Source organism: Ponticaulis koreensis DSM 19734 (assembly GCF_000420665.1).
Classification (GTDB): domain Bacteria; phylum Pseudomonadota; class Alphaproteobacteria; order Caulobacterales; family Hyphomonadaceae; genus Ponticaulis; species Ponticaulis koreensis.
In genome coordinates this window covers 1,371,310-1,397,730 of the sequence record NZ_ATVJ01000001.1, presented here as the reverse complement: position 1 = coordinate 1,397,730, position 26,421 = coordinate 1,371,310, and the positions used below count along the sequence as shown (strand labels likewise).

Genomic DNA, 26,421 nt, shown 5'->3' with positions numbered 1-26,421 from the left:
ATGCGAGCACATCTTTTGCTTGCCGGAGTCGCCGCGCTGTCAGGGTGTGCAAGTCTTCGACATGAACCAGAAACAATCAGCGTAGAGCTACCTGCCACACCTGCAGAGTGGGCCGAAGGTCAGCTGGCCGAAGTGCCACCTGTCGGAAACTGGGTAGCCGGTTTCAACGATCCGGTCATGGAAGAGCTGATTGCCGAAGCCCTGAAAAACAATCCGGGCATTCAGGCCGCTTATGCCCGTGTCGACGCAGCCCGCGCGACAGCGGCAGCGACTTACGGCCGTAGCCTGCCATCACTCAGCGCATCCGGCAGTGCAACCGGAACGTCTTCTGCCTTCGACAACAATTCCGGCGGTATTACGCGCACTGATTCACTTGGTTACCGCATCGGTCTCAACGCCAGCTGGGAAGCAGACCTCTGGGGCCGTATTGGCGCAGGCCTTTCCGCAGCTGATGCTGATCTTGTCGCAAGCGAAGCCGACTTTGCTGCCTCGCGTCTGTCGCTCGCTGCCAACACGGCGATTGCCTGGATCCGCCTCTCCGACGCCGTCCGTCAGGAAGCACTGGCCGAAGCAACCCTTGCAGCTCGTGAACGGGTTCTCTCTCTAACAGAGCGTCGTTATAACTTCGGTCTGACAGGCGCGCTTGATGTGCGTACCGCACGCAGCGCAGTTGCTTCTTCAGAAGCCGCGCTGCTCTCTCGTCAGCAAAATAGCGGTGTCGCCCGTCGCAGCATTGAAATCCTGCTCGGTCGCTATCCGGCAAACGAACTTGAAGCCAATCTGGACAGCAAGGAATTGCCGCCAATCACTGGCGCCGGCGACCCGACCAGCCTTCTGGCACGTCGCCCGGATATTGCCGCTGCTGAAGCACGTATCGCGGCAGCAGGTTTCCGCGTCGATCAGGCCCGTCTGGCGCTTCGCCCGAGCCTGTCGCTCACCGCCAGCCTCACAAATTCAGCCGACAATATCGGCGACGTCCTGAACCCGGAATATCTGGCGGCGCAAGTGATCAGCTCACTCACAGCACCGATTTTCAATGGCGGGTCTCTGGAAGCCAATATCGCAGCCGCTGAAGCACAGGGGCGCACAGCCAGCTTCAATTATGTGTCAGCCGTTCTGACCGCATGGAAAGAAGTTGAAGACGCGCGTGCCGCTGATGGCTTCCTTGCTGCGCAGGTTGAGGCGCAGACGGTGGCTTACGAACAGGCTCTCGCCGCTGAAGGCCTTGCTGAACGCCAGTATCAGAATGGCCTGACCACAATTTTCAATCTGATTGATACACAGACACGTAGGATCAACGCAGAGGCCAGCCTCATTTCCGCGCAGACCTCACGTGCCATCAATCGCGTACAGTTTCACTTAGCACTGGGTGGGGAGCTTACCAATGACGCGCTCCCGGCTGAGGACACGTCTGAAGGGACAGAATAATGAGCAGAGGCGCCAAGATCGCTCTTTCAGTTGGTTTGCCAATCCTGATTTTCGTAGTCATGGTAATCGGTGGCACCAATGTTCTGGCTTTAATGAAGCCAACGCCGGCACCGGCTGAAGAAGCACCACGCGGCATTGCGGTCTTCACTGAGGAAATCGTACGCACGGACCTCCACCTGACGGTCACAAGTCAGGGTGAGGTTCGCCCGCGCCGTGAAATTGCCATCTCACCGCAGATTTCCGGTCGTATCTCTTATGTGTCGCCGGCCTTCATTGATGGTGGCTTCGTCCGCCGCGATGAAGTTCTGATCCGAATTGACGACGCGGATTATCGCCTCGCTCGTGTTCGCGCCGAGTCTCAGGTCGCCAGCGCCCAGCAGGCTCTCATCCGTGAGCAGGCAGAGGCAGAACTTGCCCGTCAGGACTGGGAAGAACTTGGCACGGGCACAGCATCACCTCTGGCCCTTCGTGAACCGCAGCTGGCACAAGCTCAGGCCTCTCTGGAAGCGGCACGCTCCCAGCTTCGCGATGCTGAACTCGCGCTCGAGCGCACAGTCGTCCGCGCGCCGTTTGAAGGTCGCATCCGCTCTAAAGACGTTGACGTCGGTCAGTTCGTTTCAACCGGCTCATCACTCGGTCGTATGTTCGGCACAGACTTCGCTGAAGTTGCGCTTCCGCTGACAGACACAGAGCTAGGCCGCCTTGGTCTCTCCTTCGCGTTTGAAGAGACAGCCGAACAACCTGGTCCTGCCGTCGTGTTCAGCGCGACTGTGGCGGGCGAGCGCCGAGAATGGTATGGTCGTGTCACACGTACAGCTGCCGCCGTTGATCCACAAACTCGTCTGATCTCTGCAATCGCGGTAGTCGAAGATCCGTTTGGCGAAGGTGCCTCTAACGGCATTCCGCTCGCGCCGGGCCTGTTTGTTTCAGCGGAAGTTTCGGGCGAAACTATTGAAGGTCTTCTCGAAGCACCGCGCGCAGCCCTTCGTGGCCGCAACCAGATTTTCGTCGCCGATGCTGACGAACTTGTGATGCATATCCACGAGGTCAATGTGGTCTACACTGACCGTGACCACGTATATTCCGACGCAGGTGTGGAGCCAGGTGATCTGGCCATTCTATCACCGCTTCAGGCGCCGTTCGACGGCATGAGCATCACGCTCGCAGAAGAATAAGCAGTTTGTTACCGGCTGCGATATGTCTCGCAGCCGAAATTTCGGAAAAGCACAGGTAAGCTATGAGCACCGAGACAACCAAAGAGCATAAAGGTATTGTTGCCTGGTGGGCACAGAACTCCGTCGCAGCCAATCTTTTGATGCTATGCGCCTTTATTTTCGGCGCAATCGGGTTCTCGTCTCTTGAACGTGAAGTCTTCCCTTCCGCAGACTTCAATGGCGCAAGCGTTTCAATCTCATGGCCGGGTGCATCCCCTCAGGACATAGAGGACCAGATCGTTACGCGCCTTGAAGAAGTACTTGCCGACCTGGATGGCCTGCGCCGCATGGAAGGCGTAGCACGCGAAGGCGTCGGCTATGTAAACCTTGAGTCTTTCCAGGACTACGACATCGACAAATTCCTCGATGAAGTCCGCATGCGCGTTGACCAGATCAACAACCTGCCACAGGCAAGCTTTCCGCCGCAAATCCAGCGCTGGCGCCAGAGCCAGATGTATTTCGGTATTGCAGTCCATGGCGACACTGACCGCCTCACTCTCAAACGCGTAGCTGATGAGCTTCGCGACCAGATCGCGGCGACCGTTCAGGGCGGCGAACTGGCTGAAGTATGGGGCGTACTGCCTGAAGAAGTCTCTATTGAAGTCTCCGAAGAACAGCTCCGCCGCTACAATCTGACATTCTCCGACGTTGCCAACGCGATCCGCGGCACGTCTGTAAACTCGTCCGGCGGGCAGATCCGTACGGATGTCGGTAGTATGCGCCTTCAGACACGGAACCTCGCCGACAATGCGGATGAATTCTCAGATATCGTCATCCGTCAGCTTCCGACCGGTGAAACCATCCGCGTAGGTGATGTGGCGAACGTCATTGACGGTTTCGTCGATGAATCCCTCAACACAACATTTGATGGCGACCCGACGGCCTTCATCATGATCATGCCACCAGAGACTATGTATATTGATACATACTCTGAGAATCTGATGGCGTTCATCGAACGCGCGAATGAAGAACTTCTTCCGGAAGCGATCAGCGCCGACCTTCTGTTCGACGAAGCGGATATGTACCGCGGCAATATGGATATTATCTCCAGCTCCGCGATTCTTGGCCTTATACTCGTTCTGATCGTCCTGATCCTGTTCCTGCGCCCTATCGTAGCTTTCTGGGTAACAATCGGTATCATAACCGCATTCGCGGGCGGATTTGCAGTCCTGCCAATGTTCGGGGTGTCTCTGAACTTCCTGTCCTTCTTTGCGATCCTGTTGGTGATCGGCGTTATCGTGGATGACGCGATCGTCGTCGGCGAGAACATTCACAAAGAGGTAGAATCCGGCCGCAATAAAGGTATTGATGCCGCCGTTATAGGTACGCAGCTTGTGGTGAAACCGATCATTTTCGGCGTCCTCACAACCATGATCATGTTCTCACCATGGATGCTCCTGCCAGGACCAGAGCGCCAATTTACGGCACAAGTGACTTACGTTGTTATTGCGGCTCTGTCTTTCTCCCTGATCGAGTCACTGCTCATCCTCCCAGCCCACCTCAGCCATATGAAGCCTCAATCTTTTGACGGGGCGAGTGGTGTACTGCTGCGTGTTCAGCGTTCAATTGCAGACAGCCTGATCTGGTTTGCCGACAATCTGTTCAAGCCGGTCCTCGAAATGGCAATCCGCTTCCGCTATGCGACAGTGACTTTCTTTATCAGCCTGTTCGTGATCGCAGTGTCGATGCTTCTAAATAACATCGTCCCAGCTGCGATGATGCCAAAAGTCGAGAGCAATCTCGTCATGGCAAACATCACCATGCCTGATGGTACTCCGTTTGAGCGTACGCAGCGTGTTTCCGATCAACTTCAACGCGGTGTAGATCGGGCACGTGAGGTTCTCGCAGAACGATTCCCGGAAATTGAAGAAGACATCATCACCGATGCGTCCATCATCACCGAGGAACGCCGTATCCAATCCTTCATTGGCACCCTGCTTCCTGAAAACCGTCCGGAAGGCCTGTCGACAGAAGACATTGCACTTGCTCTCCGTGAAGCGACCGGCCCTGTTCCGGATGCCGAGGAAATCCGTTTCGACTTCTCCATGAATGGTGGCGGTGGCGGATACCGTGTTGCGCTCAGCCATCCTGATCTGGAAACTCTTCAGGCAGCTGTAGACATGGTCCAGACACAGCTCCAGACCTACAGCACGACCTATGACATTGGTGACAATCTTTCGTCGGCTGCTGACGAGCTTCGTTTCACACTGAAGCCGGGCGCAGAAGCTCTCGGTGTCACACTCCAGATGGTGTCTCAACAGGTTGGTCAGGCCTATTATGGTCTTGAAGTGCAACGTCTGCCACGTGATGGCGAAGACGTCCGCGTGATGGTTCGTTACCCGCCAGAGGCACGTCGCTCGCTCGACAGCCTTGATGATTTCCGCATCCGTACACCTGATGGCCGCGGAATCCCGCTCGACCAGGTCGCAGAGTACGAGTTTGCGCCAGGTATCAATCGCATCTATCGACGCGACCGAATTCGTTCGGCTGCCGTCTTCGCAGAACTCACCTCACCGGAAGAACGCGGCGTGATCTCCGCAGACATGGAAGAAAATTTCTGGCCACGCTTTGAACAACGCTTTCCGACTGTTCAGCGCGGAAGCCTGGGCGATGCTGAAGCTGAAATGGAGTTAGTAAACAGCCTCTTCATGCTCAATCTCGGCGCACTGTTCTGCATGTATATTCTTCTGGCTGTTGCCTTTAAGTCCTACTTCCAGCCTCTGCTTCTGATGAGCGCCGTTCCGTTCGCCTTTGCCGGCGCCGTGTTCGGACACCTCATGTTCGGCATTCCGATGGCGATGTTCTCCGTCTTCGGTATTGCTGCGGCGGCAGGCGTTGTGATCAACGACAACCTCGTCCTGATCGATAACGTCAACCGACGCAGAAACGAGCATGGCATGGGCGCTGTTCAGGCACTGGTCGAATCAGCGGTCTCACGCTTCCGTCCGATCCTTCTGACATCTGTGACAACCTTTGTGGGCGTCCTGCCGATGATCGCAGAAAAATCAGTCCAGGCGCAAATGCTGAAGCCGATGGTGGTTGCACTTGGTTCAGCGGTGGCATTTGCCCTGTTCGTCAGCCTTCTCTTTGTCCCGGCACTCTACGCTGTGGGCGCAGAGATTGCCCGCCTCTTCCGTTGGTTGTGGTCGGGCCGTCCATATCAGGGCATTGGTGATACATATGACTCTTCAAAGGTTGCAGGCGTGACTGAAAGAGACGATCATGTTCATCACCAACCCGCAGAATAATTTTGCGCAATCTGCTCTCCCTGAGGGTTAGATTGCGCAACTTCAAAGAGGACCATATGAAAAAGCTACTTATCGCTACGTCATCTCTGGCGCTGCTCGCAGTCGCAGGCTGTGGACAGACTGAACCGGAACAGGAAGCCGCTACGCCAGCCGCTACCGAAACAGCTGCACCGGCAAATGATGCATCACCGGTATTCGGTACATTCGGCATCGAGCTTGCCAATATCGACGAGAGCGTTGATCCGGGTGACGACTTCAACCGTTACGTAAACGGCGTCTGGCTCGACAGCTTTGAAATCCCGTCTGACCAGTCCCGCTATGGCGTGTTCAACATGCTGCGCGACGAAGCTGAAATCCACGTTCGCGAGATCATCGAAGAAGCAGCCGCTTCCGGTGAAGGCCTCGACACTCTGCAGGGCAAAGTCGGCGCATACTACAGCGCTTACATGGACGAAGAAGCGATCAACGCACGCGGCCTCGAGCCAGCTCAGCCTTACCTCGACCGCATCGCGTCCATCCAGACACGTGAAGACCTCGCTGCAATCTTCGCGGCAACAGGCTTTGCCTCTCCGATTGGCGGCTGGGTCGATGTCGACGCCCGCGCTCCGGATACATATACGGTTTATATCAACCAGTCCGGCCTCGGTCTGCCTGACCGCGACTACTATCTGCGCGACACACCAAACAATGTAGAGCTGCGTGCAGCTTACATGGAATATCTCGAGCAGATGCTGACCTTCGCCGGTTACGAAGATCCTGCAGCTGGCGCGCAAATGGTCTACGACCTCGAATACGCGATGGCTGAAGAGCATTGGGACCGCGCAATCGGTCGTAACCGTAACCTCACATACAACGCACTGACACGTTCTGAACTCGAAGAGCTGGCTGGCGACTTCCCTGTCGAAGTCATGCTGAATGACATGGGCGTTGGCGCTCATGATCACTTCGTTGTTCGTCAGCTGGCACCAACAGCTGAAGAGATCGAAGAGTACGGCCTGACGGAAGAGCAGGTTTCAATGCTCGGCAACGGCGTACAGGGCCTCTTCAATGTCGCTCAGACAGCTGATCTGGAAGCATGGCGTGCATACCTCACAGCACGTTTCATCTCCGGCATGTCATCTGTTCTGCCATCTGAAATCGACGAAGCTAACTTTGCATTCTATGGCCAGACCCTCCGCGGTCAGCCTGAGCAACGTCCACGCTGGAAACGCGCTGTTGGCGCAACCGAAGGCGCACTGGGTGAGGCTGTCGGCGCGATCTACGTAGAGCGTCACTTCCAGGAAGAAGCTAAAGACGCAATGGAAGAGCTGGTCGAAAACCTTCGCGCAGCAATGTCCGCAAACCTTGAAAACCTCGAGTGGATGGGTGCCGAAACACGCGTTGAAGCTCAGGACAAGCTTGCTAAGTTCCGTCCGAAAATCGGTTATCCGGAAGTCTTCGAGGAATATGAAGGTCTCGAAATCACCGAAGGCATGGCGTTCGAGAACGTTATGGCTGTCTCTGAATGGCAGTATAACGACATGATCTCTCAACTCGGTCAGCCAATCGACCGTACAGAGTGGGGCATGTACCCTCAGACGGTGAACGCATACTACTCGCCAAACCGTAACGAGATCGTCTTCCCGGCCGCTATCCTGCAGCCACCATTCTTCGACCTGAACGCTGACCCGGCTGTAAACTACGGCGCTATCGGTGCGGTTATCGGTCACGAGATGGGCCACGGCTTCGACGACCAGGGCTCACGCTCTGACGGTGACGGCATGCTCCGTAACTGGTGGACAGACGAAGACCTCGAAGCCTTCCGTGAGCGTACAGACGCTCTGGTTGCTCAGTACAACGAGTTCTGCCCGATCCAGAATTCAGAAGAAGACACGGTCTGTGTAAACGGCCGCCTCACACTCGGTGAGAACATTGGTGACCTTGGTGGCCTGTCTATGGCTTACACAGCGTACCAGCTCTCGCTGAACGGTGAAGAAGCTCCTGTCATCGACGGTTACACCGGCGACCAGCGCTTCTTCATGTCATGGGCTCAGGTCTGGCAGGCAATGTACCGTGAGGAAGCTCAGCGTACACAGCTCGCAACAGACCCGCACTCTCCACCAATGTACCGTATCAACGGCGTCGTGCGTAACATGAACCAGTGGTATGAAGCCTTCGGCGTCACAGAAGACGACGAGCTTTACCTTCCACCGGAAGAGCGTATCACAATCTGGTAAGTCCGACGGACATATCCAAACGAGAAAGAGGGCCCGTAAAGGCCCTCTTTTTTTGTTTCCAGTTATCGGTTGTCATACTGCGACCTCACAAGTTCGAGGCCGCGTCTGGTGATCTGATAAGGCCCCCCATTTCGTGATGCGATGCTACGTTTCCTTTTCAGCTTGCGAAACAGAATGAGATCCAGATGCGGAAACTGCCACCCGTCCCGGGTAACGCAGCTCACCTATAAATCATTGTATTCATCACGAAATTTATCGATCCGTCCGCCCTGCGCGAGCAGGTGGAGTATGCGCTGTTCGGCGCGTGAAATATCCATTGTCTTGAGTAATTCCGGTATTCGCGGACAAAATCCGCGCACAGTCAGATACACGCCTCATAAGGGCATGCGGCTCCGTCTGTTCTGGCCCCGCCTGATCGGTGTCAGTCGCGGGGCTTTACCGGGTCTCTACGCTAAAAGACATCAAATCTCCTGATGTCTTTTATGTATCCACCTCAATCGCGCGCTGACCAGATCGCCTGAAGACCTTCGCGATAGTCCGCATAAATGGGCCGCCAGCCTGTCAGTGACTTTGTCCGGGCGTTCGAAACGCGCTTGCACTCGGCATAAAAGCGCTTGGCCATCTCAGAAAGGCCGGCCTCCTCGAACGGAACATCAGGTGGCACCTCAACGCCCATAACCTTTGCCGCATGCTCGATCACATCCTGAGGCGGGGCGGGCTCGTCATCGCAGGCATGAAGCACAGCGCCTTTGACATCATGCTCGATTGCGCCTTTCACACAGGCAGCAATGTCATCAACATGAACGCGTGAAAAGACCTGTCCGTCTTTAATAATCCGGCGCGCTTTGCCGTCTTCCAGCCGGTCGAAGGCAGACCGGCCCGGGCCATAAATACCCGGTAGACGCACAAAACTGGTATCAGGCCTCGCACCGCGCCACTGGCTTTCAGCCAGAACACGTCGTTCACCTTGCGGGCTTTGTGGGTTCACAGGTGTCCATTCAAACGCCCAGCCACCCTCCAGATCACCATAGACGCCCGTGGTCGACAGATAGAAAATGCTGCAGGCATGCTGCGCAGCATTTTGCAGCAGTTTATAGCTCGGGCAGCCCTCGTCATCAGGCGGCGTAGAGATCAGCCAGACCGCATTGTCCGGCACTTTCTTATCAATGCCATCTTCGAACAACAGAGCGTCATAGCCTTTGGCCTGAAGCTTGGCGCGGGTATCTTCAGAGCGCGTTGTGGGCACAATCAGCCAGCCTTCAGCTGCCAGAATACGCGCCAAAGCCTTCGCACTGTCGCCAAAACCTGCACAAAACAAGGTCCGTTGCTGTTTCTTCATTTGCTTTTTGTCCGCCGAGCCTGCAGGTCAATAGTCAGAGTATCAGGAGTATGACATGGGCCTCAGCCTTCCTCTCGTCTATATCATCGCGCCACTTTTTCTGTCCGCGCAGGTCGTGCCAGATGTGAACGTCGCCGCCACCACCGACATGTCAGAGACGCAGCGTCTGCGTGAATGTCTGGAGCTCGTAGAAACGGATCCGGAAGCCGCACACGAACTGGCCGCGACATGGACCTATATGGAAGGCAATCGCCGCATCGCCCGTGAGTGCCGCGCAGCATCCATGATCGCGCTCGGCCATTACGAAGACGGCGCACTGGAATTTGAAGCTCTTGCCAACGCACCTGATGGTGGCTCTCTCGATGACCGCGTCGGCTATCTAGCGCGCGCCGGTGGCGCATGGCTGGAAGTCGGCTATCCGGAAGAAGCCATTGTCGCTTTCAGCAACGCCCTTCGCCTGAACCAGTATGCTGACGATATCCTTGCGTATCGCGGTCTCGCCCATCTTCAGCTTGAAGAATACGAACAGGCCGAAACCGACCTGGACGAGGCGATCCGTCGTCAGCCGGGAGACTTTTACGCCTGGCTCTATCGCGCGCAGGTCCGCTTCTGGCAGCTGCGCATGGACGAAGCCATGCAGGATATTGCTCAGGCTCGTACGCTCGATCCAGCTAACACGCAGGCGCTTCTCTGGCGCGGCCATATCCGTGAGGCCCAGCGACTACTCGCTGAAGGTCGTTCACTCGACGAGATGCCATTCTGATAGAACATCCTCGGATGTTTCGTCCGGTGCGCGGCTGAGCTTTTCTGCCCGCGCATTGTCAGGCGCCAGCTGATAGAGCGCCCAGATTGCAGCGCCGCGAATAAGCGGCTCTTCATCGCCGAGTAGCTCCTTCACGGCCGGCACCAGCGCCGCATCGCCGGAATTGCCTGTCGCAATCAACACGTTCCGCAGAAAACGGCGGCGCTTGATACGCTTTACCGGCGAGCCTGAGAACATTGCCCGAAACGCGTCATCATCCAGCGCTAAAAGTGTCGACAATGACGGCGCATCTGTTGCTTCTGTCAGCTGGAACTTTGTCTCTTTGGTTTCAGAAGCAAACTTGTTCCATGGGCAAACCGCAAGACAATCATCGCAGCCATAAATCCGGTTTCCCATTGGCTTTCGCAGCTCGTGCGGAATAGGCGCGCCGTGCTCAATCGTCAGATAGGAAATGCACTTGCGGGCATCGATCTGATACGGGCCGACAAACGCATTCGTCGGACAGATATCAAGGCACGCCCTGCACTGCCCGCAATGATCACTTGCGGCTTCATCCGGCGCAAGTTCGGCTTCGGTCAGCATCACACCGAGGAAGAGCCATGACCCAAATTCACGGCTCACCAGATTTGTATGCTTTCCCTGCCAGCCGAGCCCTGCCTGCTGCGCCAGCGGCTTTTCCATCAGCGGCGCGGTATCAACAAAGACTTTCACTTCGCACTCATTCGCGGCCACAAATTCTCGCGCGAGCTGCTTAAGACGCTTTTTCAGAACGTCATGATAATCCTTGCCCTTGGCATAAACCGAGACCGCGGCACGGTTTGTCTCATCCAGCACCGCAAGAGGATCATGATCTGGCCCATAATTGACGCCAACGACAATAGCCGAGCGCGCATTCGGCCACATGGCCTGAGGATGAGAGCGCCGGTCCAGCGTCTCCTCCATCCAGCCCATTTCACCGTGATAGCCCGCGTCGACAAAGGCTTTCAGCCGTGCACCAGCCGCCCAGCCCTCTTCAACCGAGGCAATACGACAGACGTCAAACCCTATAGACAGGGCGTGCGCTTTTACGTCCTCAGAAGTCCAGATCGGCATAATGCGGAACCGGTTTTGTGCCCGTCAGATAGTCTTTCAAAACATCGCGGAAGCATGGGCGGGATTTCACCCGCTGATACCATTCTCGAAGGTCTGGCGCGTTATCCCATGGCACGTCCCCGAAATAATCGAGCGCAGAGAGATGCGCGGCCGCAGAAAGGTCGGCAATCGTCAACTGACGGCCCGCCAGATAGGAGGTCTGCTCGCACAGCGCGTTCAGGTAGGTCATCACACCGCGAAGCGCGTGCGCGCCGCGTCGGAGAAGCGCACTATCCGGCGCACTGGTCCGCTGCACAGACTGGGCAATGCGCTCGGCAAGAATAGAGCCGTTAATCTCGCTCTCGAACCGGCTCTCAATCCAGCGCCAGAGGCGACGGGCTTCGGCGCGATCCGGCGCAAGCATGGGCAGCACTTTTACATCGCGGTACTGCTCTTCCAGAAACTCGACGATGGCATGGGTGTGGTTCGCGACCACGCGGCCATGCTGGCCCTGATCGATCAACACCGGGCCAATCGGATTGGCATACAGGCGTGTAACCTCTTCTGCCGGCTTCCACGGCGGAGAGACAACAGGAGTAAATTCCAGTTGTTTTTCGGCCAGAACCAACCGGACAAGGCGGCTTGCAGGATCAAGAGGCCAGTGGAAAAGCTTACGCATTGAATAAGTTCTAACGCTTAGTACGACACCATCAGGCTCTATCTAACACGCCTTCGTGTATAAAGGGTTAGTCAAAAGTTAATTCCGCCTGATGGGTGAGTTTTTCAACCGGTTTCGCAGGCTGTAGAGCAGTTGCAGCCAGCGCCAGTTCGGAAACAAACAATCGCCGTTCAGCCTCTGCACGCTGCGCATCCGGCAATCGTAATAGATAGGATGGATGCACCGTCACGACGAGCTTTGTGCCGTCTGTGAGTTTGTGGATTTCACCGCGCCAGTCTTTCAACGTTACGCTGTGGCCCAGAATACCGCGCGCTGCGCTTGCCCCAAGCGCGATGATTACATCTGGCTGTACAAGGCGGCGCTCTTCGCTCAGCCATTGCCCGCATACATCAATCTCGCGCACGGTTGGCGACTGGTGGATGCGGCGCTTACCGCGTGTCTTGAATTTAAAATGCTTAACAGCATTAGTCACATAAGCGCGGCGCCGGTCTATCCCTGATTTAAGAAGCGCCTCATTCAGGAGCTGCCCCGCCGGGCCGACAAACGGCCTGCCCGCAATATCTTCCTGATCGCCCGGCTGTTCGCCGACAATCATCAGCCGCGCACCTGATGGCCCCTCGCCCATCACCACTTGGCTGGCATCGCAATAAAGCGGGCACCGTTCACAGGTCGAAGCGGCTGACTTCAATTCTTCAAGCGATTTGATCTCGATGTTTTGCGGCAGAGCCTCGCGGCGGTTTGCCACCACATCGGCGAGCCGATTTGCCTCAGTAATGCTCTCCTCAACCATCTGGCGCGCACGTGTCTCGGCCTGTTCGAGGAGTTCGGGTATCAGTTCTGCCTCTGGCAAATTCTTCCAGTATTTCTTCGGCATCTCCGATGTCATGGCAGAGATTTTCACCCGCGCTGGATTAAAGATAGACGCGAAATACGTCTTCCAGCCTTCTTCCATCACGTCTTCAGACGGCACATCGCGTTTTGACCCGCCTGGCCCGAAGCTCAAGGTTTTACCATCCCAGCGCGCCGTCTTCTCCGGCGTGACGATTGCCCAGTTCATATTCGCAAAGCGACGTTTGAAGAATGGCGTTCCAATCTCCTCGATCCGGTGTGTCGGCTCAAACCATGAGACGAAATTCTCGCGCCCATCCGGCGCGTCACCGGCTTTGCGAAACCGCACAAAGGCATGCATTTTATGAACGTCGCGGCGGATGGCCTTCTCGCGTGATCGCAGCCACACAATATCAGGGTCTGCCTTGCGTTCGATAAGATTTTTCTCGGTCTGCAGCCGCCATAAAATCCGGTAGAGCCGGTCAAAGCGCTCTTCATCGCGATGGCAGATCACAGCGCGCGCAATGCCCGGAAATGATTTCGGCACTGAAATCTCGCGCACCGGCCCTCGCGCCGGGCCTGCCTCGCTGACGCCAGCAAAGAGATCACCGCCCTTGCCTTCCACTTGCCATGAGATCATCTCAGGAGCCACACCCTGCCCGCAGAGCCGCCTCGCCTCGGCGCGCCAGCCGTCGAAATCTGTTTCGTGCGCGAGAATAACCGTCTGCATCAGAACAAAGACAGCTGTTCTGGCGGCTTCACAAAGCGCGCTTTGAGATTATCCGTGTCGGTCAGACCGCCCGGAGACCAGTCCCGTGCGGTTATGAAGGGCCGCACCTTGGATAGCGAGACCCGCATACGCGCCAGATCAGCCATCCCGATGGAGCCATGCCGCCGCGACGACAAAATCTTCATGACCGATTTCGGGCCGAGACCCGGCACACGCAACAAATGCTCTTTCGGCGCACGGTTCACATCCACCGGAAACCAGGCGCGATGTTTGAGCGCCCATGAAAGCTTCGGGTCGACATCCAGATCCAGCATGCCGCCATCAGTCGCCGAGATCACATCTTCGGTGTCATAGCCGTAAAACCGCATCATCCAGTCAGCCTGATAAAGCCGGTGCTCACGCAGCAAAGGCGGGGCAAGCGGCGGTAGGCTGGACGAGGCATCCGGGATCGGGCTGAACGCTGAGTAATAGACCCGCCGCAGACCATAACCCGCATAGAGCTTGCGCGAGGTGACGATGATATCGCTGTCGCGCGCATCATCGGCGCCGACAATCATCTGGGTGGACTGGCCGGCCGGCGCAAACGCTTTTGGTTTTGCCTTCTTGATGATGCGGGACTTCATCGCATCCGCCCTATCATCAATGCCGTATTTGACATGCGCCATGGCCGAGCGGATCACCTGCCCCGACTTTTCAGGCGCCAGCGTTTTCAGCCCCGGCTCTGTCGGCAGCTCGATATTGATGGACAGCCGGTCAGCATACGCCCCCGCCAGCCTGATCAGCTCCGGATCGGCTTCAGGGATGGTTTTCAGATGGATATAGCCGCGAAAGTCATGCTCCTCACGCAGCACGCGGGCCACCTCTACGATCTGCTCCATCGTGTAATCCGGTGAGCGGATAATCCCCGAAGAGAGGAAGAGGCCTTCAATGTAATTGCGCTTGTAGAAATCCAGCGTCAGCTTCGCCAGCTCATGCGTTTCAAACCGCGCACGCTCCACATTCGAAGAGACACGGTTCACACAATACCGACAGTCAAATGTGCAGAAGTTGGTCAGAAGCACCTTGAGAAGCGAAATACAGCGCCCATCAGGCGTGTAGGCATGGCAAATCCCCATGCCCTCGCTTGATCCGACACCCTTACCGGACATTGAATTGCGTTTTGTGCTGCCAGACGACGCGCAGGAGGCATCATACTTGGCAGCGTCCGCCAATATGGCGAGCTTCTGAAACGTCGTTTTTGATCGGGAAACTGCCTTCGACATGCAGAGAACAATACAGGAACAAATTGTCATTTCAAGACTGTTTCTGACAGCGACATATTGCTCGCATTGCGCTCTCTCAATGCATCAGGTTAGAAGCAGGGCTCCACACCCAGACAGGGATGATCTCTCCACGATATGAGCGCGCGCACACCGAAAACGGCTATGATTATCGGCGCTGGCGTTGTCGGCGTGACCACAGCCTATGCGCTGGCGCGACGCGGTGTGGATGTGACCCTGATCGACTTTCGCCACGGCGCAGGCGATGGCACATCGTTCGCCAATGGCGGCCAGCTCAGCTATCTGCACACAGAGGCGCTCGCCAGCGACACGATCATCAAGGATATGCCCGGCCTCGCAATGGGGCTGAACCCGGCCTTCCGCATCAAGGTCTCGCTCGACCCTGATTATGTGAACTGGCTACTGGCCTTTCTGCGAAACTGCACGGCCAGCCGTCATGCTGAAAACACCCGCAGCGCGCTCGCCATCGGGCTGGAATCCCGCCTTGAAATGCAAAAACTCGTCCAGCGATACGACCTTGATTTCGACTATCAGGTGCCGGGCAAAATGCAGCTCATTTACACACCGGAAGCCCGCCGCAATGTCGAAACCGGTATGGCCGTCAAAGGGCTCGACGAGGATGAACAGCGCCTCCTCACCTACGAAGAAGCCTGCAAGCTGGAACCGGCGCTGACAGACCTCGGCACACGCCCTGAAGCGGTGATGTATGCCGCGCGAGAGGCGCTGGGCGATGCGCATAAATTCTCGGTCAATCTGCTGGCCCTGCTGAAGCGTGATTTCGGCGTCACAACGCTGTTTGGGCATCGCGTCCAACATGTCTCGCTCTCATCAGACCGTGCAACGCTCACGCTTGCGGACGGCGATGTGCGCGAGGCGGACCTCTGCGTGCTCTGCACAGGGGCAGACCGCCGCCTGTTGAAAGAGCTGAAGATCGATGCCCCCGTCATGCCGATGAAGGGCTATTCCATGACGGCCCCGCATGGCGAAAACGCGCCTCGTATTTCCATCACCGATTCCAAGCGCCGCCTCGTTGTCTCCCGTCTGGGAGATCGCATCCGCATTGCGGGCATGGCCGACCTTGGCTGGACCAATCCCGATCCGGACCAGAAACGCATCGCAACGCTCCTTCGGGAGGCTGAGGCCTCGCTACCGAAAGCGGCAGATTTCCGGAATGTTCAGTCCGTCTGGGCAGGCCTTCGTCCGATGACCCCGGATTCAAACCCGCGCATAGGTCGCCCGCATGCCGCGCTCGCCTATAATCTCGGCCATGGTATGCTCGGCTGGACAATGGGCATGGGCACCGCCGAACGCCTCGCAAAGCTGATTGGATTGCCGGAGCTGGCTGAGATATAGAGAATGTCACCCTAAGTAGGAGAGAACAATGAGCTTAAAGAAAGCACGACAACTTCTACTGGGCGCCGTCATTACCGGATACTGTGCTACGGGCATAGCGGACGCACGGCCACGCGATGCTATCGAAACCATCCACTGCCGTGCCCTTGCTGTGCAGATGAATAACGAGGTGACCCGTTTCATTTCATCAATCGCCGACGATTCAGTTCGGTTGGCTGAGTTTGTAGGCCCAGTACGATTGGGCGGCGGCGACATATTCGATTTCCCCGAAGTCTCTGAACGTAACATTTTGGCGGTTTACGATTTGTCGTCCAGATCCGGCGAGATTCCGTTTTATCTGGAATTGCCAAATCCGTGTGATGCGCGAAGTGAACGCGCTGGCATGGCCCACAACTTCACCCAATTTGATCCCTGTTACGCCCACGTCACAAAATACTTGTTGGAGCTAACGCCATCCTCGTCAGCAGAGGTGTCGCTCGCAGACGCATCGCTATTCGAGGATTCCGATTACAGGGACGACAGCGCCACGGGCGGATACGAAGCGGGCTATCGGACGCGAACCTTAAATCAGGTCGATCAGGCGCTTGAAGCAGTTTTCGAAAAGGCAGGGATCGCTTTTGACCTCTCTTTGGTAGAGCTTCGCTCAATCGAGGAAACGCAAGACTTTCTGCCTTATTACTTCGAAAGAGACATCGCCATAGACGATGATTATCTCGTTTCCCGGTTCAGGGTCATTGATACCAGCGAAGACTTAGTACTCAGCGAGTTTACGAATGTCTTTCATCGCGACACGGGTGATCCGGTGTGCGAAGCCGAGAGCTTGGTCTTTTTTGACGAAGGAAGCTTTGAGTATTTTCTCGCAAACGAGCTTTCTCTCAGGACGAATTAACTTCGCAGGCGTGCCAAGCAAAGTGGACCCGACTTTGCGATCAAGGCGTTGTCCGGCTCCGCTGAGGGCTGGACCGATCTACATGCTGCCTCCCTCAATTGGAAACTCGGTCATGCAGCCCGAAGGTTCCCGCGAAGGCGGGAACCTATGCTTAAATTTGACGGCGTGCAGTACCGGACAATCTAAGCAGGGATACCCGCCTTCGCGGGTATCTGCGGTGTTGAGGGATTTTCGCTCATCCCTGCGCAGGCAGGGATCTGGTGCGACATGGCTGGGCCAGTTTCCCGCCTTCGCGGGAATGAGCGGAACACTACGAGCAACGCGAAGGCGCAGCCGGGGTGAGCCCATGGCGAACCACGAAGGCGAGCAAACAAAAAACATACACCTATATCGCCGCAAGGGATTCCCTGCAGCGCATAAGTTTTGATTTGAAGATGAAGTCAGATTGCGAGTGAAACGATAGACGCCGCACGGTCTGGTGGCGGCCACGGTTCTTGAGTTGAAGCAATGTGACGGGAACCCCGGAATGCCGGTTCTACAATCCGATCAAACTCAAGGGATGTGCGTTCTGCAGGTTCAAGATACACCAGCGCGCAGACAATCACACGAGCCAGATGGCTCGCCAGTATTTCTGCGCGTTCAAAGTTTTCTATTGCGGTCTGAAGTCGGTCAGACAGCTCGGCCATTGAGATGAAATCACAACCCTGAGCGGGCTCTATGTGAACCTCTTCTTCATGAGAGCAAACAAAACTGTCAGTCCGTTGCCAGACGGGCGTACGCATGGCGTTGGCGGCGAAGGTGAAACCGGCCTGCTTTAGCTGGTTCGAGGCCAGCATGCGCACATAGGCATGCACCATAGCGTCGGTCGAGATCACCATTCGAGCGAGATCACGCGACACGCATGTTTCGCCGGACGCCTGAAGCCGCAGGCACCAGGCGTAAAGCCGCGCAAGGTTCAGCCCGATCAGCTGACCAATGGTCAGAGACGTATAATCAGGGGCAGATGATGACGCGGGGTTCATGCCCCAAGTTTAGAGCGGGGTGTGGCGGGGTTGGATTAGTTTTTGTTTTTTTACACTGTCATCCCGGATGCTGTGCAGCATGACAATGAGATAGCCCCAGAAACCTGAACCCATGCGCACCGGTTCTTTCTGGTGCATTGCTACGCGGAATGCACCTTACCTGATGCAAAGCATCGGATTGCTACCTCATGCAACGCATCGGGATTTCAAATCAAATATTCAGAGCTCGCTGATCCAGAAACTCAAAAAGCGAAGATGCAATTTCTTCTGTGTAATTGCCGTCACCTGGGTGTACGTAGACGATGCTGTCTCCGTAGATCGCCGTGTCGATTTGATAACCATAAAAGCCTCCCGCCTCATCATCTGAAACCACGAGAAGCGGGCCGCCATTGGAGAAAATTTTTGGACGCGAGAGGATATACCACTCACTCGTCTCGACCAATGATGAAATGTTACAGCTTCCGAAATATCCAGCACCAAACGTTCGTGCAAAATGTTTCAATTGTTCCGGCAACTTACATTTGAGCGTATCTTCTACGTGTAAGATGTCTTTTTCCTTCGCAGGTTCCTCCATTCCGACGAACCAATTTGGCTTAAGCTCAATGACATCGCGAACTCTCTTATCAAACTGATCAGCCAGCATTCAGAGAACCATATTTCTAATCATAAATATGCTCAGGATAAACTTCCCAAGCCCTTTCTTCCTGCGCGCGATACCACCAATATAATTGTCTGTCTTGACTTCTCATAAAATCATCTACGCCTTGGTTGATTTTGTTTGGGTGCAGTATGCGTCACTTCGCTGTACGTGTGGGATGTAAAAACCGCAGCAAACGCACCAGAAAAACGAAGTGGGGTGATGCTTCGCAGGCCATCGAAGAACATGGATGCCATGCAGCTGAGTCTTTCTAGCACATCCGGGCAGCACCCTTGATGCACCCTGCTCGATGCAAAGCACCGGATGGCTATGTTAGAATCTGATACCTTAACTCGGCCATGAAGCGGTCGATATCTTTTACCGTTTGTCCAGATGGAATGCCCACTTCCGCGAATACCGGCGTTAATTGCTCGGTAGTCCATTGTTTCGACTGTTCCAGAAGTGCGCGCATTTCTGCACGATTCTGAGCATCGTATTCCTCAAAACGAGCCTTCATCCATCCGCCGATCATCGCTTTGAGAGCGCCATCATCCTCAATATCAAACTCTGCGAGATAGTTAGCATCAGTTGCAGTCAAGCAATTCACATCAATCATGTCGAGCCATGCTCCGAAGTCTCTAGGTTGGAATTTTATTTTCATCGTCAATATCCGTGATCGGCGAAACTCCGCTGCGCGACAGGGTGCATTAAGCGCAGCGAATTTACCAGTATGGTAACCGTCCGCAGCCCGCCGGTTCCCGTGAAGACGGGAACCCATGCTTAAATCTCGCGGCATTTTGAAGTGGTCGATCTCAGTCTGAATACCCGCCTTCGCGGGCATCTGCGGTGTTGAGGGATTTTCGTTTATCCCTGCGCAGGCAGGGATCTGGTGCGACATGGCCGGTCCAGTTTCCCGCCTTCGCGGGAATGAGCGGAACATTACGAGCAACGCGAAGGCGCAGGCAGCAATTTCTTTATGCCTCACGACGCGCGGCGTCTAAGGCGGGGCGGGCTATCGCCCGGACCGCGGTCGCGGTCTGTGAGCCCACGAGCAATGCGAAGGCGCAGGCGGGTCGAGCCGGAGGCGAGGCGACACTGCCGAGCAAATTTAAAAGACCACCGGAACCCTAATTCGGCTTCGACGTAATCACATCCTGAAGCGGGATTTCGAACTGACGATTACAGAACTGGCAATCGGCTTCAAAGACGTCTTTGCCCGTCTCTTCGGCCAGTTCCAGAAGCTCGTTATCCGGCAGGTTCTTCATCGTCTCAACGAGGCGTTCTTCAGAACAGGTGCATTCGTCACGGATCAGGCTTGGTGCTTCCATGCGCACGCCATCTTCGTGGAAGAGACGGTAAAGCACACGGCCAAGTGACAGATCAGGGTCGAGCAGTTCTGCATCCTCAACGCTCTGGAAGAGCACGCTGGCTGTGTTCCACTGGTCTTCCGTGTCGCCGCGGTTTTCGTCGCCTGCAACCTTCTGGATCAGCGCGCCGCCAGCCTGCCAGCTGGCGCCTTCGCCTGCCTTCTGGATTTCACCTACAGCGAGGCGCACCTTGGTTGGCACCTGCTCTGAGCGATCAAAATAATGCTCTGCGCATTCGGCCAAAGACGTTCCGTCGAGCGGCACAACACCCTGATAAGGCTGTACGAATTCATTGTCTGAAATCACGGTGATAGCGAGCGCGCCATTGCCGAACACCTGACGCGGGTGCGGACGGATCAGCTCGTCTTTGTTCACGCGCTCCACCAGAGCCCATTTTTCTTCGTCATAGCGTAGCATGCCGCGCAGGCTGCCGCGCGTGTGATACTCGGCAACCATCAGGCTGACAGGGCCACTGCCCTGCGCCTGCACGGCCACGCGTGCATCTTCTTTCAGGCTGGCACCGATCAGCACAGCAAGGGTGAGCGCCTCCCCCAGAAAACGGGCAAGTTCGTGCGGATAGTCATGACGGTTCAGAATTGCGCCAATCACCTGACCGTCCATGCGCGTGATACGTCCGCGCACGGCCTGCTGGTCCAGCTGGAATGTTGCAACGCTGTTTGCGCCTGTGCCGAGCTCGTCGGCCAGATGGGTCAGGTTTCCAGACACCATTTCAAAATTGCCTTCTGTGCATGAAGCCGGTTCTCAGCTTCGTCAAAAACCGCAGATTGCGGCCCGTCAATCACACTGGCTGAAACTTCTTCACCGCGGTGCGCCGGGAGACAGTGGAGGAAGATAGCCCCTCCATTGGCCGCGCCCATTAGCTGGTCATCCACCATGAAGGGTGCAAGGTCTGAAAGACGTTTATCTGCATCTTTATCGCCCATGGAGACGAAAGTATCCGCCACGACGACATCCGCGCCGGCAACGGCGTCAGCCGCAGAGGTGAATACGTCAATTCGGCCCTGCTCTGCGCGGGCCGCCTCAATACGGTCTGCTGGCGCTTCATAGCCAATAGCTGTGCCAACCGCGAGCGAGAAGCCGAATTTCGGCGCAGCGTCGATAAAGCTCGCGCAGACATTATTGCCATCGCCTACCCAGGCGATACGCGCGCCTTTCAGGTCGAGGCCTTTTTCTTCCAGCGTCTGCAGGTCCGCCATGATCTGGCACGGGTGAGACTTATTCGTCAGGCCGTTAATGACCGGCACAGAGCCCGTCTCAGCAAAATCGACAACATCCTGATGGTTGTTCGCACGGATCATGACGATATCGACAAAGCGGGACAGAACCTTAGCTGTGTCTTCAATCGTCTCGCCGCGGCCGAGCTGCATGTCAGACGAGGTCATGAACATGGTCTGGCCGCCAAGCTGGCGCATGCCGACATCAAAGCTCGTGCGGGTCCGCGTAGAGCTTTTCTCGAAAATCATCGCAAGGATATGGTCGGCGAGCGGCGCGCCCGCATCGACCTTGCCCTTCGGCCAGCCCTGACGCGCGGCTTTTGTCGCCTTCGCGTCATCCAGAATGGCTCTCAGCTCGGACGCTGCGATATCGCACATGTCTAAAAAATGTCTCATCCCCTCAGTCCTCTTCTAACGTCAGCATCCAGATTGCCTGAGCCAACGCGATATCGGGGCCATTCCCATTATCTGCGATCTGCTCATATGGCGGCATCCAGTGATGCCGAGGTGTACCGTCCACGTGCGTCAGGTCATAGGTTGGCAATCGCAGAACCAGACCCGATGGCAGATTGAGTCCTTCTATTCCGCCGCGCAGCGCCGCCATTTGCGAGCCCACAACGTCTCCAATGCCAAGCGCATCAAACCCGACGGCCATACCCTCGCCCATCGACCCCGTCCAGTTACCAACCAGAACAATGACATCTCCGCTGATGGTCCAAGGACCGCGGGGATCGACATATCGGTCGACATAGCTGCCGTCTGCGATGCTGAAGCGCTGATAATTGGCGCGCTCGTCGACAAACCGGCCAAGAATGGGCTCGGCAACGTCAGTACCTCCACCAGATGGCGTATCGCGCAGATCAATGATCCAGCGATGCGTATCCGCATGATCCTCGATAGCTGCCTCAAAAGCGGCGACTGTGTCCGTCTCACCCAGTGAGTTGTTGAACCTGACATAAAGCACCTCGCCAGGTAGTATCAGCGCTGTAACCGGGCCATGGTAAGGCCGCTGCACAGGATCATCCAGCTGCAGTTCGCTAACGTCCTCACTCGTTTTCAGAGTTACAGAACGCGGCGCACCACGTTGTCCGGCTGCAGCCTGATTGAGCGCAGACATATCGCGGCTGACCTGCTGGTCCTCTGACTCATAGGCTTCCCAGGCTGAGATAATGTCGTCTACCGGACGACCATCAATCGCTACAATCTGGTCTCCGGGCATGAGTCCTGCCAGCGCCGCCGATGATGCAGGACGTACGCCGGTGACAACCGCCAGACCTTCGCCTGAAGGACGCACCGCGTAGTCCGCTCCCGAAGGCGCCAGACGAGGAGATGTAGAGGAATTGGTGTTGAGGCTGACGTGATTGTCCCGCAGCGCCGCGACGAGCTCTTCCAGAACCGGCAACAGATCAGATCTTCCCGCTGCGTCAGCCGTAAGATCCTCGCAAAAGGTGCCGAGATCCATCGTGAGTTCGTCAATATAGGCATACCGCGTGGCAACCAGTTCGCAAGCCGCCTGAACATTGGCCTGTATCCGATTCTGGGCCGGACTCGCAGACGCGCCCCCGCTCCAGAAAATGGAAACGGCGCAGATAGCCACCTTCAGGGCGCTGTGTGCGAGATGCAGCCGCTTGACCGTCATGTCAGCCAGCCGAAGCGGCCTCTGTCAGGCAAGCATCAAGAATGTCGATAGCTTCACGGATATCAGCATCCGTAGCAATGAGAGGCGGCGCAAGGCGCAGAACGTTGTCGCCCGCAACGCCGCAAAGGAGCTTTTTGGCGCGCGCCAGCTGTTGAACCGGCTTAGGTGCGGATTTCAGCTTCAGGCCCACCAAGAGACCTTTGCCGCGCACATCCTCAACCATATCAGGGTGACGGTCTTTCAGGCTTGCAAGGCCCTGCTGCAGATTGCTGGCCGTGCGGCGAACGCCCTCAAGGAAGCCTTCGGACATCATCTCGTCGAACACGACATTGCCGACAGCCATAGCCAGCGGGTTGCCGCCATAGGTCGAGCCGTGGGAGCCAGGACGCATGCCCTTGCCTGCTTCTTCCGTGACGAGGCACGCACCGAACGGGAAGCCGCCGCCAACGCCTTTAGCCACAGCCATAATGTCCGGATCGGCTTTGCCATCTGCCCATTGGTGCGCAAACAGCTTACCTGTACGGCCCGCGCCGCACTGGACTTCATCATAAATGAGAAGCGTGCCGGTCTCGTTGCAAAGCTCGCGCAGGGAGACGAGGCAATGCTCAGGAATGCTGCGCACGCCGCCTTCGCCCTGTACCGGCTCTACCAGAACCGCACATGTGTCTTTGGTGATCGCCGCTTTCAGCGCGTCATGGTCACCGAATGGCAGTTGGGTGAAGCCCGCCATAGGCTCGCCAAAGCCTTCCAGATAAGCCGGATTGCCGCCTGCATTGATCGCTGCGAAAGAGCGGCCATGGAAGGCGCCGGAGAATGTCAGGATTTCCTGACGGTGCGGCTCGCCATTCGCCCAGTGATATTTACGGGCTGTTTTCAGCGCGCACTCGATCGCTTCTGTACCAGAGTTGGTAAAGAAGACCTGATCGGCGAATGTGTTCGCGCAATACTTCTCCGCCAGCTGTTCGCCAGCCGGTACGCGGAACATGTTTGACGTATGCCAGAGCTTGTCAGCCTGATCTTTCAGAGCGGCAACCATTTTAGGATGCGCATGACCAAGCGCGTTCACCGCAATGCCCGCGATGAAGTCGAGATAGGCCGTGCCGTCTTCAGTATACAGTCGCATGCCTTCACCTCGCACGAAGACTTCTTCTGGCGGGGCGTAAACGGGAAGCATGGCTTCGCGCATGACATGTACTCCTGAATGCTGAAAGGGCTCTCCTGCCCTGTTGAAAAACAAGCCGCGTCATTACCTTAATTGCGCTATTCTGGTCAATGGAACGCCCGGATTGTCACGAAACGATCACGCGCCAGAGCGCGGCAAATACAACATCCCTGCTGAAATTGCTTGAAACTTATGATTTTCGCTTGAGAATACTTCGTCAAAGCCAGAAATTTCCGGAATCTGAAATCTGTTCATCTTCCAGACATTTGGCATGGTGCACTAAGGTGTAATCACTGATGAAGGGTCCGAAGGGGGACATTATGAAAACGACTATCGCGCTTATCGCGTCTACCGCTCTTATCTGTTCTGCTGGCGTTGCCAGTGCGCAGGATTTCACTCTGCAGCCAGGCTACGGCTCTGTAAGCCTCGAAAACGGTTTCACACCTGATCCGTATGAAGTTGATCTTATTTCTGGTGGTTCGGTCGACGCGTCTACAATCGGTTGCGCTGGCATGATTGCAAACGCACCTGACTTCCGCGTCGATTATCTGGCTGGCGACTTTTTTCCGCTCATCCTGTCCGTAGAATCCAATTCCGACACGACGCTCGTTGTGAATATGCCGGATGGCAGCTGGGCGTGTGACGATGACAGCGCGGGTAACCTGAACCCGATGCTTGAGTTTAACCAGCCAATGTCCGGCCAGTATGATATCTGGGTTGGCGCATTCGGTGGCGGAAACGAAGAAGCCACGCTTTATATCTCTGAAATTATGGCAGGCTCGTCATACGACGACGGCGGCTCAATGAGCGGCGGAATGCCAGACTTCTCGCTCGCACCAACATACGGATCGGTTGACCTCCAATCCGGCTTTGACCCTGACCCGTACAATGTGCAGGTCACATCCGGCGGCACCGTTGACGCCGAAGTTGTTGGCTGTGCAGGCATGATCGCAACGGCGCCTGACTTCCGCCTGAACTATGCAGCTGGAGACATCTTCCCGCTCATCATCTCCACAATGTCTTCCGACGACACCACACTGGTGATCAACCAGCCGGATGGCAGCTGGATCTGCGACGATGACTCCGGTGAAAACTTCAACGCATCAGTCAATATCGCGTCTCCTATGAGCGGCCAGTATGACATCTGGGTTGGCAGCTTCTTTGGCGACAATCAGCCAGCGACGCTCGCTATCTCCGAGCTTTACAGCAACTAGGCTGATAGCCCTTTAAAATGAAAAACCGGCTGACTCAGGTGGGCCGGTTTTTTACTGCCTGCATTCGAGACAATTCGTGCTTGCCAGACACGCCAACTCCATGTTCAGAATTCACCCTGACCGGTAAGGCAGCAGGGGGCTGCCTTCCACAGGGGGAAATCTCATGGATTTTGGCACAGCAATTCGCCTTTACTTCTCAAACTATTTCAATTTTCAGGATCGCGCACGCCGCGCCGAATACTGGTGGCCGGTGCTGATGCAGTTCATCGCTTACGTGGCCATGATCTTCGTCAGCGGAATTTTCGGCATGCTTGGCGATATCGGCATGATACTGATCTGGATCCCGATGGTTTTGTACTGGCTGTTCGGCCTTGCTTGTATCATCCCCAATCTCGCTATGGCGGTGCGACGCCTTCACGACAAGGATATGAGCGGCTTCTGGGTACTAATTTGGTTAGTTCCGCTAATCGGCTTTCTCTTCCTCCTTTTCCACTTCGTCACGGAAGGCACACCTGGCCCGAACAAATACGGCCCTGACCCGAAAAGGCCAACGCACGACGTCTTCTGATCCGGCTCAACTGAAATTCAAATATGTCTGGCATTTCCAAATTCCTCTGGGTGCTCCGCCTCAATCTGTTTGAGTTCAACGGTCGGCTGTCCCGGAAAAACTTCTGGCTAATCGTACTCGCATGGGTTGGCGTCCATACGATTCTGTGGCTGGCCTCCGCGGTATCTTTTATTCTGATAGCTGAATCTCAGACCACACCGGACAAAACAATTGCGGGAACGATAGCTATGATAGCGATCGGGTCACAATTGATATTCACCTTCCTGAGCTTCCTTCCAATGCTGGCCGCCACCGCAAGACGGCTGCACGACACCAATCGAACCGCGCGCTGGGCTTTCCTTCTCATTCCGCCAATCACCGCCCTTGGCATGTTCCCGCTTCTCTTTTTCTGCGCTGAAGAAGGTGACCGGTTTGACAATAAATATGGCCGCGCCCCCAAAGCCCGCACGAATCCGGAAATCGCGGAAGTGTTTAACTGACCTCACCCAACGGTATGGCTTGCCAAACGGCGCCCCGGGTCTAGTCTCCGCCAAAACGAA

22 protein-coding genes and 1 pseudogene are annotated in these 26,421 nt (G+C 56.0%); 10 read left to right on the top strand and 13 right to left on the bottom strand.

Annotated elements, in window-relative coordinates; translation table 11 throughout:
- The 4 genes from G523_RS0107295 to G523_RS0107280 all read left to right on the top strand — a co-directional run bounded on the left by G523_RS0107295 (position 1) and on the right by G523_RS0107280 (position 8,106).
- Positions 1–1,428, top strand: coding sequence for an efflux transporter outer membrane subunit (locus tag G523_RS0107295; protein ID WP_022694384.1), 1,428 nt, complete (start codon positions 1–3; stop codon positions 1,426–1,428).
- Positions 1,428–2,603: an efflux RND transporter periplasmic adaptor subunit gene (locus G523_RS0107290; RefSeq protein ID WP_022694383.1), complete on the top strand. Its 1,176-nt coding sequence runs from the start codon at positions 1,428–1,430 to the stop codon at positions 2,601–2,603. The genes G523_RS0107295 and G523_RS0107290 overlap by 1 nt, the downstream gene beginning before the upstream one ends.
- Positions 2,604–2,665: 62 nt before the next feature.
- Positions 2,666–5,890, top strand: a complete 3,225-nt coding sequence (locus tag G523_RS0107285) for an efflux RND transporter permease subunit (RefSeq protein ID WP_022694382.1) — start codon at positions 2,666–2,668, stop codon at positions 5,888–5,890.
- A 56-nt stretch (positions 5,891–5,946) separates the two neighbouring features.
- A complete protein-coding gene (locus tag G523_RS0107280; RefSeq protein ID WP_027441535.1) occupies positions 5,947–8,106 on the top strand; it encodes a M13 family metallopeptidase in 2,160 nt (719 codons plus the stop codon).
- A 62-nt stretch (positions 8,107–8,168) separates the two neighbouring features.
- On the opposite strand, the pseudogene G523_RS20650 reads toward G523_RS0107280, so the two are convergent.
- Positions 8,169–8,423: pseudogene (locus G523_RS20650) on the bottom strand (YjhX family toxin).
- Between the two features lie 176 nt (positions 8,424–8,599).
- Positions 8,600–9,445, bottom strand: coding sequence for an NAD-dependent epimerase/dehydratase family protein (locus G523_RS0107275; protein ID WP_022694380.1), 846 nt, complete (start codon positions 9,443–9,445; stop codon positions 8,600–8,602).
- Positions 9,446–9,500: 55 nt separating this feature from the next.
- Between G523_RS0107275 and G523_RS0107270 the strand changes: the two genes are divergently transcribed.
- Complete coding sequence (locus G523_RS0107270) at positions 9,501–10,208, top strand: tetratricopeptide repeat protein (RefSeq protein WP_022694379.1); 708 nt, start codon at positions 9,501–9,503, stop codon at positions 10,206–10,208.
- Here G523_RS0107270 and queG read toward each other — a convergent pair.
- From queG to G523_RS0107250, 4 genes are all read right to left on the bottom strand, one after another.
- Positions 10,185–11,300 (bottom strand): tRNA epoxyqueuosine(34) reductase QueG, encoded by a 1,116-nt coding sequence (gene queG, locus G523_RS0107265; RefSeq protein ID WP_022694378.1) that lies wholly within the window; start codon positions 11,298–11,300, stop codon positions 10,185–10,187. The genes G523_RS0107270 and queG overlap by 24 nt on opposite strands.
- Positions 11,281–11,958 (bottom strand): glutathione S-transferase family protein, encoded by a 678-nt coding sequence (locus G523_RS0107260; RefSeq protein ID WP_022694377.1) that lies wholly within the window; start codon positions 11,956–11,958, stop codon positions 11,281–11,283. The genes queG and G523_RS0107260 overlap by 20 nt, the downstream gene beginning before the upstream one ends.
- Before the next feature lie 67 nt (positions 11,959–12,025).
- The gene (locus tag G523_RS18420) at positions 12,026–13,516 is read right to left on the bottom strand and encodes a UdgX family uracil-DNA binding protein (RefSeq protein WP_022694376.1); all 1,491 of its coding nucleotides are present in this window, start codon (positions 13,514–13,516) and stop codon (positions 12,026–12,028) included.
- The gene (locus tag G523_RS0107250; RefSeq protein WP_027441534.1) at positions 13,516–14,778 is read right to left on the bottom strand and encodes a putative DNA modification/repair radical SAM protein; all 1,263 of its coding nucleotides are present in this window, start codon (positions 14,776–14,778) and stop codon (positions 13,516–13,518) included. Before G523_RS0107250 ends, G523_RS18420 begins: the two co-directional genes overlap by 1 nt.
- A 135-nt stretch (positions 14,779–14,913) precedes the next feature.
- Between G523_RS0107250 and G523_RS0107245 the strand changes: the two genes are divergently transcribed.
- Together G523_RS0107245 and G523_RS0107240 are read left to right on the top strand one after the other, a co-directional pair.
- Positions 14,914–16,149 (top strand): FAD-dependent oxidoreductase, encoded by a 1,236-nt coding sequence (locus G523_RS0107245; protein ID WP_022694374.1) that lies wholly within the window; start codon positions 14,914–14,916, stop codon positions 16,147–16,149.
- A gap of 28 nt (positions 16,150–16,177) precedes the next feature.
- The gene (locus G523_RS0107240; RefSeq protein ID WP_022694373.1) at positions 16,178–17,038 is read left to right on the top strand and encodes a hypothetical protein; all 861 of its coding nucleotides are present in this window, start codon (positions 16,178–16,180) and stop codon (positions 17,036–17,038) included.
- Positions 17,039–17,478: 440 nt separating this feature from the next.
- On the opposite strand, the gene G523_RS0107235 is transcribed toward G523_RS0107240, so the two are convergent.
- The 7 genes from G523_RS0107235 to G523_RS0107205 form a co-directional block, all read right to left on the bottom strand.
- The gene (locus G523_RS0107235) at positions 17,479–18,060 is read right to left on the bottom strand and encodes a hypothetical protein (RefSeq protein WP_022694372.1); all 582 of its coding nucleotides are present in this window, start codon (positions 18,058–18,060) and stop codon (positions 17,479–17,481) included.
- A gap of 211 nt (positions 18,061–18,271) precedes the next feature.
- Positions 18,272–18,703 (bottom strand): SMI1/KNR4 family protein, encoded by a 432-nt coding sequence (locus G523_RS0107230; RefSeq protein ID WP_022694371.1) that lies wholly within the window; start codon positions 18,701–18,703, stop codon positions 18,272–18,274.
- A gap of 322 nt (positions 18,704–19,025) precedes the next feature.
- Positions 19,026–19,595, bottom strand: a complete 570-nt coding sequence (locus G523_RS0107225; RefSeq protein ID WP_022694370.1) for a hypothetical protein — start codon at positions 19,593–19,595, stop codon at positions 19,026–19,028.
- Positions 19,596–19,824: 229 nt separating this feature from the next.
- Positions 19,825–20,793, bottom strand: coding sequence for an Hsp33 family molecular chaperone HslO (locus tag G523_RS0107220; protein WP_022694369.1), 969 nt, complete (start codon positions 20,791–20,793; stop codon positions 19,825–19,827).
- Positions 20,775–21,695 carry an ornithine carbamoyltransferase gene (gene argF, locus G523_RS0107215; protein WP_022694368.1) on the bottom strand — a complete coding sequence of 307 codons (921 nt, stop codon included), beginning with the start codon at positions 21,693–21,695 and terminating at the stop codon, positions 20,775–20,777. Before argF ends, G523_RS0107220 begins: the two co-directional genes overlap by 19 nt.
- A gap of 4 nt (positions 21,696–21,699) precedes the next feature.
- Complete coding sequence (locus tag G523_RS0107210; protein WP_022694367.1) at positions 21,700–22,938, bottom strand: S41 family peptidase; 1,239 nt, start codon at positions 22,936–22,938, stop codon at positions 21,700–21,702.
- Position 22,939: 1 nt separating this feature from the next.
- Positions 22,940–24,124 carry an aspartate aminotransferase family protein gene (locus G523_RS0107205; RefSeq protein ID WP_022694366.1) on the bottom strand — a complete coding sequence of 395 codons (1,185 nt, stop codon included), beginning with the start codon at positions 24,122–24,124 and terminating at the stop codon, positions 22,940–22,942.
- A gap of 296 nt (positions 24,125–24,420) precedes the next feature.
- On the opposite strand from G523_RS0107205, the gene G523_RS21210 reads away from it, so the two are divergent.
- From G523_RS21210 to G523_RS0107185, 3 genes are all read left to right on the top strand, one after another.
- Positions 24,421–25,314: a hypothetical protein gene (locus G523_RS21210; RefSeq protein ID WP_022694364.1), complete on the top strand. Its 894-nt coding sequence runs from the start codon at positions 24,421–24,423 to the stop codon at positions 25,312–25,314.
- A gap of 163 nt (positions 25,315–25,477) precedes the next feature.
- Entirely contained in the window at positions 25,478–25,882 is a 405-nt protein-coding gene (locus tag G523_RS0107190; protein ID WP_022694363.1) for a DUF805 domain-containing protein, read from the top strand.
- 23 nt (positions 25,883–25,905) lie between these two features.
- Complete coding sequence (locus G523_RS0107185) at positions 25,906–26,361, top strand: DUF805 domain-containing protein (RefSeq protein ID WP_022694362.1); 456 nt, start codon at positions 25,906–25,908, stop codon at positions 26,359–26,361.
- Positions 26,362–26,421: the final 60 nt, after the last annotated feature.

What these genes read in the sequence shown, in the direction of transcription:
- G523_RS0107295 (WP_022694384.1), top strand. Translation starts at nt 1, where the DNA reads ATGCGAGCACATCTTTTGCTTGCCGGAGTCGCCGCGCTGTCAGGGTGT.
- G523_RS0107290 (WP_022694383.1), top strand. Translation starts at nt 1,428, where the DNA reads ATGAGCAGAGGCGCCAAGATCGCTCTTTCAGTTGGTTTGCCAATCCTG.
- G523_RS0107285 (WP_022694382.1), top strand. Translation starts at nt 2,666, where the DNA reads ATGAGCACCGAGACAACCAAAGAGCATAAAGGTATTGTTGCCTGGTGG.
- G523_RS0107280 (WP_027441535.1), top strand. Translation starts at nt 5,947, where the DNA reads ATGAAAAAGCTACTTATCGCTACGTCATCTCTGGCGCTGCTCGCAGTC.
- G523_RS0107275 (WP_022694380.1), bottom strand. Translation starts at nt 9,445, where the DNA reads ATGAAGAAACAGCAACGGACCTTGTTTTGTGCAGGTTTTGGCGACAGT.
- G523_RS0107270 (WP_022694379.1), top strand. Translation starts at nt 9,501, where the DNA reads ATGGGCCTCAGCCTTCCTCTCGTCTATATCATCGCGCCACTTTTTCTG.
- queG (WP_022694378.1), bottom strand. Translation starts at nt 11,300, where the DNA reads ATGCCGATCTGGACTTCTGAGGACGTAAAAGCGCACGCCCTGTCTATA.
- G523_RS0107260 (WP_022694377.1), bottom strand. Translation starts at nt 11,958, where the DNA reads ATGCGTAAGCTTTTCCACTGGCCTCTTGATCCTGCAAGCCGCCTTGTC.
- G523_RS18420 (WP_022694376.1), bottom strand. Translation starts at nt 13,516, where the DNA reads ATGCAGACGGTTATTCTCGCGCACGAAACAGATTTCGACGGCTGGCGC.
- G523_RS0107250 (WP_027441534.1), bottom strand. Translation starts at nt 14,778, where the DNA reads ATGTCGAAGGCAGTTTCCCGATCAAAAACGACGTTTCAGAAGCTCGCC.
- G523_RS0107245 (WP_022694374.1), top strand. Translation starts at nt 14,914, where the DNA reads ATGAGCGCGCGCACACCGAAAACGGCTATGATTATCGGCGCTGGCGTT.
- G523_RS0107240 (WP_022694373.1), top strand. Translation starts at nt 16,178, where the DNA reads ATGAGCTTAAAGAAAGCACGACAACTTCTACTGGGCGCCGTCATTACC.
- G523_RS0107235 (WP_022694372.1), bottom strand. Translation starts at nt 18,060, where the DNA reads ATGAACCCCGCGTCATCATCTGCCCCTGATTATACGTCTCTGACCATT.
- G523_RS0107230 (WP_022694371.1), bottom strand. Translation starts at nt 18,703, where the DNA reads ATGCTGGCTGATCAGTTTGATAAGAGAGTTCGCGATGTCATTGAGCTT.
- G523_RS0107225 (WP_022694370.1), bottom strand. Translation starts at nt 19,595, where the DNA reads ATGTCGCACCAGATCCCTGCCTGCGCAGGGATAAACGAAAATCCCTCA.
- G523_RS0107220 (WP_022694369.1), bottom strand. Translation starts at nt 20,793, where the DNA reads ATGGTGTCTGGAAACCTGACCCATCTGGCCGACGAGCTCGGCACAGGC.
- argF (WP_022694368.1), bottom strand. Translation starts at nt 21,695, where the DNA reads ATGAGACATTTTTTAGACATGTGCGATATCGCAGCGTCCGAGCTGAGA.
- G523_RS0107210 (WP_022694367.1), bottom strand. Translation starts at nt 22,938, where the DNA reads ATGACGGTCAAGCGGCTGCATCTCGCACACAGCGCCCTGAAGGTGGCT.
- G523_RS0107205 (WP_022694366.1), bottom strand. Translation starts at nt 24,124, where the DNA reads ATGCGCGAAGCCATGCTTCCCGTTTACGCCCCGCCAGAAGAAGTCTTC.
- G523_RS21210 (WP_022694364.1), top strand. Translation starts at nt 24,421, where the DNA reads ATGAAAACGACTATCGCGCTTATCGCGTCTACCGCTCTTATCTGTTCT.
- G523_RS0107190 (WP_022694363.1), top strand. Translation starts at nt 25,478, where the DNA reads ATGGATTTTGGCACAGCAATTCGCCTTTACTTCTCAAACTATTTCAAT.
- G523_RS0107185 (WP_022694362.1), top strand. Translation starts at nt 25,906, where the DNA reads ATGTCTGGCATTTCCAAATTCCTCTGGGTGCTCCGCCTCAATCTGTTT.